Annotated in this window: 16 protein-coding genes; 9 read left to right on the top strand and 7 right to left on the bottom strand. The window is 66.2% G+C overall.

The window, feature by feature from the left end; translation table 11 throughout:
* The 7 genes from VN419_RS05195 to VN419_RS05165 all read right to left on the bottom strand — a co-directional run.
* The coding region (locus VN419_RS05195) for a TOBE domain-containing protein (RefSeq protein ID WP_325645164.1) at window positions 1-144 on the bottom strand (144 nt) is incomplete at its 3' end.
* Between the two features lie 107 nt (window positions 145-251).
* Window positions 252-1,829 (bottom strand): sigma 54-interacting transcriptional regulator, encoded by a 1,578-nt coding sequence (locus VN419_RS05190; protein ID WP_325645158.1) that lies wholly within the window; start codon window positions 1,827-1,829, stop codon window positions 252-254.
* A 194-nt stretch (window positions 1,830-2,023) separates the two neighbouring features.
* Entirely contained in the window at window positions 2,024-2,809 is a 786-nt protein-coding gene (locus VN419_RS05185; protein WP_325645156.1) for an ATP-binding cassette domain-containing protein, read from the bottom strand.
* An 8-nt stretch (window positions 2,810-2,817) separates the two neighbouring features.
* Window positions 2,818-2,982 carry a hypothetical protein gene (locus VN419_RS05180; protein WP_325645154.1) on the bottom strand — a complete coding sequence of 55 codons (165 nt, stop codon included), beginning with the start codon at window positions 2,980-2,982 and terminating at the stop codon, window positions 2,818-2,820.
* Window positions 2,983-3,022: 40 nt separating this feature from the next.
* Window positions 3,023-3,778 carry a molybdate ABC transporter substrate-binding protein gene (modA, locus tag VN419_RS05175; RefSeq protein WP_325645152.1) on the bottom strand — a complete coding sequence of 252 codons (756 nt, stop codon included), beginning with the start codon at window positions 3,776-3,778 and terminating at the stop codon, window positions 3,023-3,025.
* Between the two features lie 26 nt (window positions 3,779-3,804).
* Window positions 3,805-4,494 (bottom strand): molybdate ABC transporter permease subunit, encoded by a 690-nt coding sequence (gene modB, locus VN419_RS05170; protein ID WP_325645150.1) that lies wholly within the window; start codon window positions 4,492-4,494, stop codon window positions 3,805-3,807.
* A 199-nt stretch (window positions 4,495-4,693) separates the two neighbouring features.
* Window positions 4,694-5,818 carry a homocitrate synthase/isopropylmalate synthase family protein gene (locus VN419_RS05165; protein WP_325645148.1) on the bottom strand — a complete coding sequence of 375 codons (1,125 nt, stop codon included), beginning with the start codon at window positions 5,816-5,818 and terminating at the stop codon, window positions 4,694-4,696.
* Window positions 5,819-6,132: 314 nt separating this feature from the next.
* Between VN419_RS05165 and nifH the strand changes: the two genes are divergently transcribed.
* The 9 genes from nifH to VN419_RS05120 all read left to right on the top strand — a co-directional run.
* Complete coding sequence (nifH, locus tag VN419_RS05160) at window positions 6,133-6,963, top strand: nitrogenase iron protein (protein WP_325645162.1); 831 nt, start codon at window positions 6,133-6,135, stop codon at window positions 6,961-6,963.
* Window positions 6,964-6,996: 33 nt separating this feature from the next.
* Window positions 6,997-7,341 carry a P-II family nitrogen regulator gene (locus VN419_RS05155; RefSeq protein WP_325645146.1) on the top strand — a complete coding sequence of 115 codons (345 nt, stop codon included), beginning with the start codon at window positions 6,997-6,999 and terminating at the stop codon, window positions 7,339-7,341.
* 5 nt (window positions 7,342-7,346) lie between these two features.
* Window positions 7,347-7,721, top strand: coding sequence for a P-II family nitrogen regulator (locus VN419_RS05150; protein ID WP_325645144.1), 375 nt, complete (start codon window positions 7,347-7,349; stop codon window positions 7,719-7,721).
* 28 nt (window positions 7,722-7,749) lie between these two features.
* Window positions 7,750-9,384, top strand: a complete 1,635-nt coding sequence (gene nifD / locus VN419_RS05145) for a nitrogenase molybdenum-iron protein alpha chain (RefSeq protein ID WP_325645142.1) — start codon at window positions 7,750-7,752, stop codon at window positions 9,382-9,384.
* Between the two features lie 14 nt (window positions 9,385-9,398).
* A complete protein-coding gene (gene nifK / locus VN419_RS05140) occupies window positions 9,399-10,772 on the top strand; it encodes a nitrogenase molybdenum-iron protein subunit beta (protein WP_325645140.1) in 1,374 nt (457 codons plus the stop codon).
* A 66-nt stretch (window positions 10,773-10,838) separates the two neighbouring features.
* Window positions 10,839-12,173, top strand: coding sequence for a radical SAM protein (locus tag VN419_RS05135; protein ID WP_325645138.1), 1,335 nt, complete (start codon window positions 10,839-10,841; stop codon window positions 12,171-12,173).
* 80 nt (window positions 12,174-12,253) lie between these two features.
* A complete protein-coding gene (locus tag VN419_RS05130) occupies window positions 12,254-12,556 on the top strand; it encodes a (2Fe-2S) ferredoxin domain-containing protein (protein ID WP_325645136.1) in 303 nt (100 codons plus the stop codon).
* A gap of 58 nt (window positions 12,557-12,614) precedes the next feature.
* A complete protein-coding gene (gene nifE / locus VN419_RS05125) occupies window positions 12,615-14,063 on the top strand; it encodes a nitrogenase iron-molybdenum cofactor biosynthesis protein NifE (RefSeq protein WP_325645134.1) in 1,449 nt (482 codons plus the stop codon).
* A gap of 19 nt (window positions 14,064-14,082) precedes the next feature.
* A partial coding sequence (locus tag VN419_RS05120; protein ID WP_325645160.1) for a nitrogenase component 1 occupies window positions 14,083-14,547 on the top strand: 465 nt, incomplete at its 3' end.

Raw genomic sequence — 14,547 nt, 5'->3', positions numbered from 1 at the left:
CTCCATGGCTTTCACGGAGTGGGCGGTGATGACGGAGACGACTTCGATGCCGGGGGCCACTTCGATGACGACCTCGGCGTTGACCGGGCCCATGGTGATTTCCTTGATGGTGCCGGGGATGAGGTTGCGGGCGCTGACTTTCATGGCTTTCTCCTTTTTCGTGTTAACGCGTCGATGAGACGCGTTGGGGATGAGCCATTTTTACTCTTTGCGGTAAAATGGCGCAACGCTCACACGAATTGTATGGGTTGTCAGCGCCGGGTGTGAGTCGCGGCTTCCTGCTCAAGCATCTGGTCCAGGCCGTACTTCTTGATGCGGTAGCCGATTTGCCGGGGGGTGATGCCCAGGTCCTCGGCCGCCTTGTACTGCACCCAGCCGTTGCGACGCAGGGCCGCCAGCACTTCGCTGCGTTCCATGGCCTTCAGCGAGCTGAGGCCCGATGGCCGGAGCTGATGGCCGCCGCGCTCGGCCTGCATGCCGCCCTGAGCCGAAGGGTTCTGGCTCAGGTAGGGCTTGAGGAAGGTGGCGTCCACGCGCTCGCCGTCGCTCATGATGACCAGGCGCTCGATCAGGTTCTCCATCTCGCGCACATTGCCCGGCCAGTCGTACAGGGTCAGGTCGGACAGGGCGCGCGGGGTGAAGGTCACGGTGCGGTTGTATTCCCGCGCCACCTTGTCGATGAAGTGGTTCAAAAGCACGGGGATGTCCTCCTTGCGCTGGCGCAAGGGCGGCACCTGCACGGGGAACACGGAAAGGCGGTAGAACAGGTCGGGCCGGAAGGCCCCGCGTTCGGCCAGTTCGCCCAGGTCGCGGTTGGTGGCGGCCACCACGCGCACGTCCACCTTGCGGGTGGTGTTGGAGCCCAGGCGCTCGAACTCCTTGTCCTGCAGGACGCGCAACAGCTTGGCCTGAATGCCCAGTGGCAGCTCGCCGATCTCGTCCAGGAAGATGGTGCCCTCGTGTGCGTCCTCGAAACGGCCGGGCTTGGAGCCCACGGCCCCGGTGAAGGCCCCGCGCTCGTAGCCGAAGAGCTCGCTCTCCAGCAGGTTTTCCGGAATGCTGGCGCAGTTCACCTTCATGAACGACTTGCCCTTGCGGCCGGAAAGCTCGTGGATGACGCGGGCGATGAGGGTCTTGCCCGTGCCGGATTCGCCCAAGAGCAGCACCGTGGCCTTGGTGGGGGCCACCTTGCTCACCTGGTGCTCAACATCCTGCATGGCCAGACTTTTGCCAACAATGTACGGTCCGCGCTGCTCGCGGGTGATCTGCGAGCGCAGGGACATGTTCTCGCGCACCAGGGCTTCCTCGCGCGCCTTGATCTTCTCGTTCAGGGACAGGAACTGGCCGATGAGCGTGGCCACCACGGTGAGGAAGGACAGATCCTCTTCAAAGGCCACCTCGTCGCCGAAGAGCCGGTCCACGTTCAGCACGCCCAGGCAGCGGCCGTGGGAGGTGATGGGCACGCCGATGAAGCTGACCCGCCCGCGTTCCAGGTGGCGCGAGCCGGTCTTGTCCAGGAACAGGGGTTCGCGGCGGATGTCGGGCACCACGTAAGGCTTTCCGGTCTGGAATATGAGGCCGGTGACGCCTTCGTCCAGCTCGTACACGCCCCGCTGGCGTTCCTCCCGCGTCAGGCCGTGGGAGGCCGTGATGGCCAGCCGTTCATTGTCCGGGTCAGCCAGGGTGATGGTGGCGCGCTTCATGGAGAGGCTTTCGGACAGGATGCGCAGAACCTCTGACAGGGCCTTTTCAAGGTCAAGCGCCGTGTCGATGATCTGGCAGATGGACGAGAGCACCTGAAGCTTCAGGTTGCCGAGCAGGAGCGTCATGCCCCTTCAGGAAGCAATATCGGTGCCGTTTCTTTCGATTGGCGCGATGTGTGTTTTATTTGGCTGATATGGTTCGCGATTTCCGACGTGGATCATCGAAGGGCCGGATGATTTAAACAGACGAAAATGACAAATATGCAAAAGTGCAGCTACGCGGTCTCACAGGAATGCGAATCTGTCACCTGCTTGCGGACTCACGCCGGGACCGGGGCCGGACGGGAAGGGGAGGCGCTTTCGCTGTAGGCGCGGAAGTGCGTGGCCAAAAGCATCTCCCGCGCGGCCTTGCCGCCTTCGGGGCCATCGGCGAACTCGGCCACCTCGCGCACCTGGCCCGCATCGTACAGGGCCACGGTGCCGCCGAACTCCAGCACATCGTCCGGGTCGTGGGTGATGAGCACCGTGGGCGCGCCAGCGGCCTGGCAAATGCCGCGCACCTCGCAACGCATGCGGCGGCGCAGCAGCGGGTCCAGGGCGGCGAAGGGCTCGTCCAGCAGCAGAACCTTGGGCCTGCGGGCCAGGGCCCGCATGAGCGCCACGCGCTGGCGCTGCCCCCCGGAAAGCCGTCCGGGCCGCGCCTGGGCCAGCTCGGCCAGGCCGGCCAGCTCCAGCAATTCGGCCACGCGGGCCTTGGCCGCCCGGTCCAGGCGTCCGAAAAGACCGCCGCCCAGGCCGAAGCCGACATTTTCGGCAACGGTCAGATGCGGGAACAGCGCGTAGTCCTGGAACACGTAGCCCACGCCGCGCTCACGGGCGGGCAGGTCCACATGCGCGGCGGAGTCGAAGAGCACCTCGCCATCCAGGCAAATGCGCCCGGAATCCGGCCGCATGAGCCCGGCCACGGCGCGCAGGGTCACGGTCTTGCCCGAGCCGGAGGGCCCGAAGAGCACAGTGCTGCGCCCCTGCGAGCCGAACCGCGCCGCCAGGGAGAAGGACCGCCCGCTGCCGCGCAGGGTCTTGTGAATGTCGAGGGTCAGCGACATGGCGGGCCCTAACGCTGGGGCTCCTGGACCGCCGCGTCCGAGCAGGAAGCCTGCACGCCGATGACGCTGGCCGCCGTGCACAGAACATAGGCTTCCGCCGTTTCGGGCACGCTGCGGGCCGCAAGCAGGGCCGTCAGGGCCAGCACGCCGATGAGAGGACGAAGACTCGACATATGTGCCTCCTTTTGATTGTGTTTCAGGTCTGGTTAGCCGTTAAGGCTTCAGGAAGCCGAAGCCGCGCAGGGTGGCCTGGCCTTCCGGCCCGTTCAGGTAGTCCACGAAGGTGCGGGCCGCAAGCTTTTTGCTCATGCGCGTCACGGCCACGGGATACAGGAAGCTGGGCGCGCCCTGCACCTGGAAGGCCACGCGCACCTTGGGGCCCGCCTGCATGGCGTCGGTGGCGAAGACAAAGGCCGCGTCCACCTCGCCGCGCACGGCGTAGTCCAGCACCTGGCGCACGGTCTCGCCGTAGATGATCTTGTCCTGCACGGCGGGCCACAGGCCTGCGGCCTGGAACAAGGCGCGGGCGTCGCGGCCCAGGGGCGTGGTGTCCGGGTTGCCCAGGGCGATGCGCCTGATCCCCGGCGCGGCCAGGGCCTTCAAGTCCGCCGGGCTGGTCTTGGCGTCGGGCGGAACCACCACCACCATGATGTTGCGGGCAAAGTCGCGGCGGGTGGCCGGGTCGATGAGGTTTTTGGCCACGCCCTCGTCCATGAACTTCTGGTCGGCGGAGACGAAGACATCCACGGGCGCGCCGCTTTCCAGCTGCCGCAACAGGGCCCCGGCCGCGCCGAAGTTCAGCACCACTGTGGCGCCCGGATGCGCGGCCTCGAAGCGCTGCTTCACCGTGGTGAAGGCGTTGGTCAGGCTGGCGGCGGCGGAGACGATGATCTCCTCGGCCTGGGCCGGGCCTGCGCACACGAGGCTGAACAGGACGAGCAGGCTGGCGATGGCGCGCGGCTTCGGCATTGCTGGCTCCTTTGCTGGGGGTGCGGTCAGGAAATGTTGCGGTTCAAGAGCTTGCCCGAGGACAGAAGCAGGACGATGCACACCAGCGAGGTGAGCGCCACCAGGAAGGCCGCCTCGTCCTCGCGCCCGGCCTGCACGGCTTCATAGACGGCCAGGGACAGGGTTTGGGTACGCCCGGGCAGGTTTCCGGCCAGCATCAGCGTGGCCCCGAACTCGCCCATGGCCCGCGCCAGGGCCAGCATGGTGCCTGCGACGATGCCCCGCCAGGCCAGCGGCAGAGAGACGCGCAGGAACACGCGGCCCTCGCCCGCGCCCAGGGTACGCGCCGCGTTCTCCAATCCCGTGTCCACGCCCTCGAAGGCCGTGCGCGCGGCCTTGCACACCAGGGGGAAGGCCACCACGCTGGCGGCCAGGGCCGCGCCCTGCCAGGTGAACACCAGGCTCACGTCGAAGGTCTCCTCCAGCCACTGGCCCACGATGCCGCGCCGCCCGAAGACCACCAGCAGGTAATAGCCGATGACCGTGGGCGGCAGCACCAGGGGCAGCGTGCAGATGGAGTCGAGCACCTCCCGGCCGGGCAGGCCGCGCCGCGAAAGGGCGTAGCCCGCGCCGATGCCCGTGAGGCAGGCCCCGGCGGTGGCGGTAAGCGCCACCTTGAGGGTCAGCTTCAGCGGGACGGCGGCATGGGCGAGAAGATCGAGGAGTGCAAAGGGCACGGGCTGGCCTCCAGGTTCGAGCAGCAGGGACATTCGGCTTCGCGCGGGCAGGGTTCGTACGCCCCGGAACAGAACTCATCCAGGTTCAGGTCTGCGGCGGCTCCCAGGCCGCTGGCGCGCCACAGGGCATCCACCTTTTTGTTGAACAGTTTCGGAACAGCATGGCGTCCTCCTTGTCAGCGTCCAAGCCGCTGGCGCGCTACAGCGCGTCGAGAATCTCCGCGTCCGTGAGCGGACGGCCCAGGCGCGCGCCCAGAGCGCGCACGCGCGCCAGCAGGCCGGGATCGCAGGACGGCGCGCCTTCGTCCGCCTGTTGGGGCCGCAGCCGGGCCAGGGCCTGGGTCAGGGCGGCGCAGCCGCTCTTGGCGCCCACGCCCACCCGGCGCGAGGCTCCGACGCTCTCCGGCGCAAAGGGTTCGAACAAGGCCGGGTCGCGCAGCAGGCCGTGCACGTGCAGGCCGCTTTCGGCCGCGAAAATGTCCTCGCCCACCACGGGGCGGTTGCGGGCCACGGGCACCTTGGCAGCCTGCCCGGCCAGCAGGCACAGGGCGCGCAGGCCCTTCAAGTCGTACGCCGCGCCGTGGCTCAAATTCGCCCAGGCTGCCACCTGCTCCAGGGCGGCTATGCCCGCGCGCTCGCCCAGTCCCAGAGCCGAAACATCCACAAAGGCGGCCCCGTGCTCCAGGGCGGTGACGGCGTTGGCCGTGGCCATGCCCAGGTCGTTGTGCGCGTGCAGGGCCACGGGCACGGCCAGCGCGGCCGCGAAGCGCCCCACAAGGGCCGCAGTGGCCGCCGGGGTCAAAAGGCCCACCGTGTCGGACAGGCGCACCCGCGCGGCCCCGGCCGAGGCGGCGGCCCGCGCCAGTTCCAGGGCCTCGTCCGCGTCGGCCCGGGAGATGTCCTCCAGTCCGACGGAAACGTAGTCAAAGCCGTGCTCCCGGGCCGCGCTTACCACTGTGCGCACCCGCGCGGCCATTTCCGGGCGCGAGAGCCCCAGGCGCTTTTCCCGGTGCCGGGCCGAGGACGGTGCGCCGATGTTCACGCGGCGCTTGATGCCGGCCTGCTCCAGAATGTCCGTCAGCCGGGCGGCCTCGCGCAGATCGGCCTCGCGGCAGGGGCACCACAGGGAAAGGGCCGTGGTGCGCGGCATGTTCTCCGCCGCCCAGGCCAGAAAGTCCGCCAGGCCTTCCTGCCCCACCCAGCCGCACTCGATTTCCTCCACGCCCGCGGCGGCGAGCAGTTCGGCCACGCGGCGCCTGGCTCCGGCGCCGAAGTGGACTCCATAGGCCTGTGCGCCTTCGCGCAGGGTGCTGTCTATGAGCATGGCCTTCTCCTTGTTTGCCCGGAGAAGTGCACCCTTGGTGCCAGTGTTGTGCTGTTGCCTCAAAATCCTGCGAAATCAGTCTGTTGAATCCACAGCGTGCAGGGGCGAAAAGAGCATACGAAAATGTAGTTCCTACAAAATTGGTGTGTAGCTTCGTGTCGGAAGCATACCCCGATAATGGGGGGCGTGACCAGAAAAATCAGCATATATCACGCGGTTGCCAGAAAACGTGAGCCCTGGCACGGCCCTTGCGATATGTCGCCTGTCCATCAACCCAAAAGTCGAACCGAGTGGAGGAAAGCACAATGAAGAAGATGAGAAAGGTGGCGATTTACGGCAAGGGCGGCATCGGCAAGTCCACCACCACGCAGAACACCGTGGCGGGCCTGGTCGAGATGGGACGCAAGGTCATGGTCGTGGGCTGCGACCCCAAGGCCGACTCCACACGTCTTCTGCTGGGCGGCCTGGCCCAGAAGTCCGTCCTCGACACCCTGCGCGACGAGGGTGAGAACGTCGAGCTCGAAGACATCCGCAAGCGCGGCTTCGGCGATTCCTGGTGCGTGGAGTCCGGCGGCCCCGAGCCCGGAGTCGGCTGCGCCGGCCGCGGCATCATCACTTCGATCAACATGCTTGAGAGCCTGGGCGCCTACCACGAGTCCGAGGACCTGGACTACGCCTTCTACGACGTCCTGGGCGACGTTGTGTGCGGCGGCTTCGCCATGCCCATCCGCGACGGCAAGGCCGAGGAAATCTACATCGTCTGCTCCGGCGAGATGATGGCCATGTACGCGGCCAACAACATCTGCAAGGGCATCATGAAGTACGCGCAGAGCGGCACCGTGCGCCTGGGCGGCCTCATCTGCAACAGCCGCAAGGTGGACAACGAGAAGGAGATGATCGAGGAGCTGGCCCGCCAGATCGGCACCCAGATGATTTACTTCGTCCCCCGCGACAACATGGTGCAGCGCGCGGAGATCAACCGCAAGACCGTCATCGAGTTCGACCCCAAGGCCGAGCAGGCGGACCACTACCGGAACCTGGCCAAGGCCATCGACACCAACGAGATGTACGTCATCCCCAAGCCCCTGGAGATGGACGCCCTGGAAAAGCTGCTCATGGACTTCGGTCTCATGGAAGCCTGCTAAAACGCCACGTTAGAGAGCGAGGAGGAACACAATATGATCATGGTGAGAGCTATCGTCCGTCCCGAGAAGGCTGATGACGTTTTGGCGGCCCTTATGGACGCCGGTTTCCCCGCGGTGACCAAGTTTTCCGTGGCCGGGCGCGGCAAGCAGCGCGGCATCAAGATCGGCGAGGTCACCTACGACGAGATCCCCAAGACCATGCTCATGAGCGTGGTCAAGAACACCGACCGCGACTTCGTGGTGGAGACCATCATGAATGCGGCCAGAAGCGGCAAGAAGGGCGCCTTCGGCGATGGCAAGATCTTCATCTGCCCGGTCGACGAGGTCTACACCGTCAGCTCCGGCGTCTGCGAAACGGCCACTCCCGAGGAGGCGTAAGCCCTATGAAGGAAGTCATCGCAGTGGTGCGCATGAACATGATGAACCGCACCAAGCAGGCCCTGACCGACGCCGGCATCGACGGCTACTTCGCCCATGAGGCGCAGGGACGCGGCGTGGGCCTGGCCAACCCCCACGTGCTGGAGGGCGCGGCCAGCGGGTACGAGGAGGCCGTGGCGCTTCTGGGCGAACGCGGCAAGCTCTACCCCAAGCGCATGATCACCGTGGTGGTGCCGGACAAGGACGTGAAGGCCGTGGTCAAGACCATCATCGACGCCAACCAGACCGGCAAGCCCGGCGACGGCAAGATCTTCGTGATGCCGATGGCTGACGCCGTGCGCGTGCGCACCGCCGAGACCGGCGAGAAGTCCATCATCTAACGGCCCACTCTTCAGAAGGAGCCCACAAATGGCCACAAAGAACAAGCTCGTGCAGTGGACCCCCACCGAGGTCAAGGAGGAGTTGCTCAAGAAGTATCCTCCCAAGGTGGCCCGCAAGCGCGCCGCGTCCATCCTCATAAACGAGGCCCTTTCGAACACCACGCCTGAGATTCAGGCCAACGTGCGCACCATCCCGGGCATCATCACCATGCGCGGCTGCACGTACGCGGGCTGCAAGGGCGTCATCATGGGCCCCACGCGCGACATCGTGAACATCGTGCACGGGCCCATCGGCTGCAGCTTCTACGCCTGGCTTACCCGCCGCAACCAGACCGACGCGGGTGAGACCGGCGAGAACTACATGACCTATGCCTTCAGCACCGACATGCAGGACTCGGACATCATCTTCGGCGGCGAGAAGAAGTTGAAGGCCGCCATTCAGGAGGCCTACGACCTCTTTCACCCCAAGGGCATCTGCGTGTTCGCCACCTGCCCCGTGGGCCTCATCGGCGACGACATCCACGCCGTCTCCCGCGAGATGAAGGAAAAGCTGGGTGACTGCAACGTGTTCGCCTTCTCGTGCGAGGGCTACAAGGGCGTGTCCCAGTCCGCCGGCCACCACATCGCCAACAACCAGGTCTTCAAGCACCTGGTGGGCACCAGCGATGCCGGCACCACGGGCGAGTACACCATCAACCTGCTGGGCGAGTACAACATCGGCGGCGACGGCTTCGAGATCGACCGCATCCTCAAGCTGTGCGGCATCACCAACAACGCCACCTTCTCGGGCAACTCCACCTACAACCAGTTCGCCAGCGCGCACAAGGCCGACCTCTCCTGCGTCATGTGCCACCGGTCCATCAACTACGTGGCCGACATGCTGGAGACCAAGTACGGCATCCCCTGGATCAAGGTGAACTTCATCGGTGCCGAGGCCACGGCCAAGAGCCTGCGCAAGATCGGCCAGTACTTCGGCGACAAGGCCCTCATCGACCGCATCGAGGCCGTCATCGCGGCGGAAATGCCCGCGGTGAAGGAAGCCCTCGACGACATCAAGCCCCGCACCGAGGGCAAGACGGCCATGCTCTTCGTGGGCGGATCGCGCGCCCACCACTACATGGAGCTCTTTGGCGAGATGGGCATGAAGACCGTGAGCACGGGCTACGAGTTCGGCCACCGCGACGACTACGAAGGCCGCCACGTCATCCCGAACCTCAAGGTCGACGCCGACTCCCGCAACATCGAGGAGATCGAGGTCGAGGCCGACCCGAAGCTCTACAGCCCGCGCAAGAGCGCCGACGAGATGAAGGCGCTGGAGGACGGCGGCTTCGAGTTCAAGGACTACAAGGGCCTCATTCCCGACATGGACAAGGGCACGCTCATCATCGACGACCTGAACCAGTATGAGGCCGAGAAGCTTGTCGAGATCATCAAGCCCGACATCTTCTGCGCGGGCATCAAGGAAAAGTACTCCATCCAGAAGCTCGGCATCCCGCTGAAGCAGCTGCACAGCTACGACTACGGCGGACCCTACGCGGGCTTCAAGGGCGCGGTGAACTTCTACAAGGAAATCGACCGCCTGGTGAACAGCAAGGTGTGGAGCTACATGAAGGCCCCCTGGCAGGAGAACCCTGAACTCTCGGCCACCTACGTCTGGGAATAGCGAGGATTACCATTATGTTGCTCAGACACACTCCCAAGGAAATCACCCCGCGCAGCGCCCTGGTCATCAACCCGGCCAAGACCTGCCAGCCCATCGGCGCCATGTACGCGGCTTTAGGCATCCACGGCTGCCTGCCGCACAGCCATGGCTCGCAGGGCTGCTGCGCCTACCACAGAAGCGCCCTGACCAAGCACTACAAGGAGCCCGTCTCGGCGGCCACCAGCTCCTTCACCGAGGGCGCCAGCGTCTTCGGCGGCCAGGCCAACCTGCTGCAGGCCATCGAGAACATCTTCACGGTCTACGAGCCGGAAGTCATCGCCGTGCACACCACCTGCCTGTCGGAAACCATCGGCGACGACATCAAGCAGATCCGCGACAAGGCGGACAAGTCCGGGCTCATCCCCAAGGGCAAGCACGTCATCTACTGCAACACGCCCTCCTACGTCGGCAGCCACGTCACCGGCTTTTCCAACATGGTCAAGGGCATGACCGAGTTCGCCGAGAACACGGGCAAGAAGAACGGCAAGGTCAACGTCATCCCCGGCTGGGTGGAGCCTTCCGACATGGAGGAAGTGAAGCGCCTGGCGGCCCTGATGAACGTGCCCATCACGCTCTTTCCCGATACCTCCGGCGTGCTGAACGGCCCCCTTTCCGGCGAATACCACATGTTCCCGGAAGGCGGCGTGACCATGAAGGAGCTGAAGGAGTCCGGCGACGCCGTGGGCACCCTGGCCCTTGGCGAATGGTGCAGCGCCGACGCCGCCCGCAGCCTGGACACCCGCTGCAAGGTGCCCTGCAAGGTGCTGGACATTCCCTTCGGCCTGAAGGCCACGGACAAGTTCATCGACGCCCTGCGCACCATCGCGGGCACCAGCGTGCCCGAGGAGATCACCCGCGAGCGCGGCCAGCTGGTCGACATGATCAGCGACACGCACCAGTACTACTACAAGAAGAAGGTCGCGCTCTTCGGCGATCCGGACCAGCTCATCAGCATGGTGGAGTTCCTGGTGTCCATCGACATGTGCCCCGTGCACGTGGTCACCGGCACCCCGGGCAACAAGTTCGAGAAGCGCATCAAGGAGCTGACCGCCCACCTGCCCTACGAGGTGAACGTGAAGGCCAGCGGCGACATGTTCACGCTGCATCAGTGGATCAAGAACGAGCCCGTGGATCTGCTCATCGGCAACTCCTACGGCAAGTACATCGCCCGCGACGAGGACATCCCGTTCCTGCGTTTCGGCTTCCCCATCCTGGACCGTGTGGGACACCAGTACTTCCCCACGGTGGGCTACAAGGGCGGCCTGCGCCTGCTCGAAAAGATCCTGGGACTCTTGCTGGACCGCAAGGACCGCGACGATTCCGAAACCGTGTTCGAGCTGACCCTGTAAACCCTCCGCGTCTCCCGGCCAGGGCGAGTCCCTGGCCGGGGGGCCGGCAACGAACGGAGCATCCTCATGGCCTGCGCATCGTCCTCACCCCGTCCCAAGTCCGGCTGCATCCACCTGCCTGTGGCCGCGCGCGCCAATGCCCGCCGCCGCTTCGGCGAACCGGCCAACCCCGGCCGCGCCCTGGGCGTGAAGGACGTTCTGCAGTGGCTGGAACGCGTGCTGGCTGATTCCTCGGCAGGCCTGAGCCTCACCGGCGTGGTCATCAGCGGCCCCGGCGAGCCCCTGGCCGAGCCCGCCCCGGTCCTGGAGACCTTCCGCGCCGTGCGCGCGGCCCACCCGGAGTTGCCGCTCTCCCTCACCACCAGCGGCCTGTGCGCACAGGACGCGGACATCAAGGCCCTGGCGCAGGAGCTGGCCGCCAGCGGCGTGGCCAAGGTCACCGTGCTGCTGGACGCAGTGGACCCCTCCCTTGTGGAGCAGATTTTCGCCTGGATCCGCCCGGGCAAGCGCACCGTGCCCCTGCCGCAGGCCTCCACCATGCTGGTGGACGCCCAGGCCCAGGCCATCCGCGCCTTCCGCGAGGCCGGGCTCTTCGTCACCGCGCGCATGACCGTGTACCCCGGCATCAACGAGGCCCACGTGGAGGACGTGGCCAGCGTGGCGGCCGCCCTTGGGGCGGACCTGTTGGCCCTTGTCCCCTACGTGCCGGCCAAGGTTTCCGCCGCAGCCCCAGCTCCGGCGGGCCCCACGGGCTGCACGCCCGCGGAATGCGCCTCCTGCGGTTCGTCCAAGAGCTGCGGGTCCAAGGCTCCGGCTGCCGCTTCGGACCCGGAGGTTGGGGAAGTCTTGGCCGGGGAGATCGACGCGCCCGAAGCCCTGCCCAGCCTGGCCCCCGGCAAGCTGGAACTGCTGCGCGAGGCCGCGGCCCGCTACATTCCCCTGGTGCCCGGCGCGGACCCCTGCGGCGAGGACATCCTCTGGATGGAGCACGCCGGAACGAGCGCCACCTTGAGCCCGGAGAATCCCGGCCTGCCCGGGCCCTCCGGCGCGCGGGTCAACGTGGCCGTGGCCAGCTCCGGCGGCATGGACGTGGACCTGCACCTGGGCCAGGCCATCAAGTTTCTCATCTTCGGCCCGCGTGAGGGCGACGGCCTGCCGAGCCTGCTCGGCGTGCGCGAGGCCCCGGAACCCGGCGGCGGCGACAAGCGCTGGACCGACCTGGCCGAGACCCTGAACGACTGCTTCGCCATCCTGGCGGCCAGCGCCGGTGCCCACCCGCGCGAGGTGCTGGCTGAAAAGGGCCTCTCCGTCCTCACTGCGGAGACGGACATCCAGGGCGCGGTGGACCTGCTCTTCGGCGGCGGGAAAAAAGGCGGCAAGAAGCGCATCAAGGCCAACTAGACCATACCGGCGCGAAACGGACGACAGGCCCTTCAACCCTGGAACCTGATCCCACAACCTCAAGCCTCAAGGAGTACGCCATGGCCCTTCCCGAAAAGCTCATCCTCGTCTGTCAAAGCTTCCGTCTCGGCAAGGAGCCCAAGGGCATCTGCCACAAGCAGACCGACGGCCTGCTCCAGTACATCGAGGAAGGCATCCTGGACCGCGGGCTGGACGTGCAGGTGGCCACCACCGGCTGCCTGAAGCAGTGCGAAAAAGGCCCTGTCCTGGTCATTCAGCCCGACAACCTCTGGTTCAAGGGCGTGAACAGCGAGGAAGCCATCGACGCCATCCTGGACGGCATTGAGTCCGGCACGCCAGCGGCCGAGTATCTGCTCTCCTAAGGAGCGATCGGGCGGCAGGGGCGCAGCACCACCCAAGAGAACAAGCGAGGCAGCAGCCATGACCAGCACAGCAAAGGCCATCACCCCGGAACGGGCGTCCATCTTCGAGGAACGCAAGGACCAGATCCACCGCGTGGGCGAGGCCGACTTCTCCATGGCCTGCAACCGCGACAGCCTTGCCGGGGCCGTAAGCCAGCGCGCCTGCGTGTTCTGCGGCTCCCGCGTGGTGCTGTACCCCATCGCCGACGCCCTGCACCTGGTGCATGGGCCCATCGGCTGCGCGGCCTACACCTGGGACATCCGGGGGGCGCTGTCCTCCGGGCCGGAGCTGCACCGGCTGTCCTTCAGCACGGACCTGCAGGAACTGGACGTGGTCTTCGGCGGCGAAAAGAAGCTGGCCAAGGCCCTGGACGAGCTCATCACGCGCTACAGCCCCAAGGCCGCCTTCGTCTACTCCACCTGCATCGTGGGCCTCATCGGCGACGACTTGCAGGCCGTGTGCAAGGCCGCCAGCGCCCGCCACGGCATCCCGGTCATTCCCGTGCAGAGCGAGGGCTTCAAGGGCAACAAGCGCGAGGGCTACATGGCCGCGTGCAAGGCCATGCGCACCCTGGTGGGCACCGGCGACGTCAGCGGCATCTCGCCCCTGTCGGTCAACATCATGGGCGACTTCAACCTCGCGGGCGAAACCTGGATCATCAAGGACTACCTGACCCGCATGGGCATCGAGGTGGTGGCGGGGATTACGGGCGACGGCCGGGTGGACGACCTGCGCCGGGCCCACGGGGCTTCGCTCAATCTGGTGCAGTGCTCCGGCTCCACCCAGGATTTGGCCAAGATGATGCGCGACGACTTCGGCATCCCCTTTGTGCGCGTGTCCTGGATCGGCATCGAGGACGTGGCCGAGAGCCTGTACGCCGTGGCCGAGCACTTCGAGCTGACCAGGCCGGACCTGGCCGCCGGCCCCAATGGCGGACTCGTCGAGCGCACGGCCCAGATCGTGCGCGAGGAGCTGGCGAGCCTGATGCCCAAGCTGGCCGAATACCGCCGCGACCTGGAAGGCAAGCGCGCCGCCGTGTACGTGGGCGGCAGCTTCAAGGCCTTCAGTCTGGTCAAGGCCTTCCGCCACCTGGGCATGGAGGTGGTCATCGTGGGCAGCCAGACCGGCACCGAGGAAGAATACAAGGAACTCGCCGCCATCTGCGCGCCCGGCACCATCGTGGTGGACGACGCCAACCCGCTGGAGTTGTCCGCCTTCATCAAGGAGAAGGACGTGGACATCTTCGTGGGCGGCGTGAAGGAGCGGCCCATCGCCTTCAAGCTGGGCGTGGGCTTCTGCGACCACAACCACGAGCGCAAGATCGCGCTTGAGGGCTTCGTGGGCATGCTCAACTTCGCCAAGGAGGTCCACGCCTCGGTCATGAGCCCCATCTGGCGCTTCGTGCCCCGGCGCGAAATGGGCCTGAATGTTTCGGACGCCTCAACTGCAACCGGCGTGGAGGTGTAGCATGAGCGAGAACGTCGTCATGGATTCCGTCCCCAGCAGCTTGGACGACATTTCCGGCGAGTATAAGGGCGAAAGCCACGTCTCCACCACCAACGCCTGCAAGCTGTGCACGCCGCTGGGCGCCACCCTGGCCTTCAAGGGCGTGGAGGGGGCCATTCCCTTCCTGCACGGCAGCCAGGGCTGCGCCACCTACATGCGCCGCTACATCATCAGCCATTTCCGCGAGCCCATGGACATCGCGTCGTCGTCCCTCGGCGAAAAGAACGCCATCTACGGCGGCGGCCCCAACCTCAAGAAGGGCCTCCTGAACGCCATGCAGAAGTATGGGGCCAAGGTCATCGGTGTGGCCACCACCTGCCTGACGGAGACCATCGGCGACGACGTGCCGCGCCTGCTGCACGAGTTCCGGGCCGAGTTCGGCGACCTGCCCCTGGCCGAGGTGGTGCACGTCTCCACTCCCAGCTACAGCGGCACGCACATGGAC

The sequence above is a fragment of the Humidesulfovibrio sp. genome, assembly GCF_035560995.1.
Lineage (GTDB): Bacteria > Desulfobacterota > Desulfovibrionia > Desulfovibrionales > Desulfovibrionaceae > Humidesulfovibrio.
This window is presented reverse-complemented; position numbering and strand designations above follow the sequence as displayed.